1 protein-coding gene is annotated in these 780 nt (G+C 67.1%); it reads left to right on the top strand.

Features of this window, described 5'->3' with window-relative positions; all coding sequences use genetic code 11:
• Positions 1-9: 9 nt before the first annotated feature.
• A partial coding sequence (locus tag J7528_RS23735) for a LysR family transcriptional regulator (protein ID WP_291879786.1) occupies positions 10-780 on the top strand: 771 nt, incomplete at its 3' end.

Raw genomic sequence — 780 nt, 5'->3', positions numbered from 1 at the left:
GCCGAGGCGTTGGACACGTCTCCGGCCAATGTGACCCGCTATGTGAATGAGCTGGAGGCGCGGCTAGGAACCCGATTGCTGAACCGCACCTCGCGCCGGCTTTCCGCGACCGAAAGCGGCCAGGCTCTCTATGAGCGTTGCCGAAGCATTTTGGACGAGGTCGCGGAGGCCGAGGCGATTGCTTCCTCGGCCTCGGTCCAGCCGCGCGGCCGACTGCGGATCAACGCGCCGCTCAGTTTCGGCGTCCAGCATCTGGCGCCGCTATGGGCCGGGTTCCTTGAGCGCTACCCCCTGGTGGAGCTCGAGGTCGACCTGATCGATCGCGTGGTCGACATCGTGGAGGAGGGCTACGACCTCGCCATCCGCATCTCGCGCAGCGGGTCCTCCAGCCATGTCGGGCGCAAGTTGGCGACTTCGCGCAACGTCCTATGCGCGTCACCGACCTATCTGGCGGCGCACGGGGCGCCGCGCGCGCCGGAAGACCTCAAGGACCACGCCTGCATCGGCTACGCCTACTGGTCCACGGCCGACGAATGGCGTTTCACCGACACTGATGGAAAGGCCCACGCGGTGAAGGTGCGGCTGCCCCTCAGGACGAACAATGGCGACACGGCCCGCGCCCTGGCGCTGGGAGGACGGGGCGTGATCGCGCAGCCGACGTTTCTGGTTGGCGATGACCTGCGGACTGGCCGGCTGGTGCGGCTGATGCCCGACTTCCACATGGCCGATATCGCCATCCTGGCCGTCTATGCCAGCCGCCGCCATCTGTCTGCGAAAGTC

Origin of the sequence: Caulobacter sp., from assembly GCF_017744445.1 — a bacterium.
GTDB lineage: Bacteria > Pseudomonadota > Alphaproteobacteria > Caulobacterales > Caulobacteraceae > Caulobacter.
The sequence above is the reverse complement of the archived record's forward strand: the minus strand, read 5'-3'. Positions and strand labels throughout refer to the sequence as shown.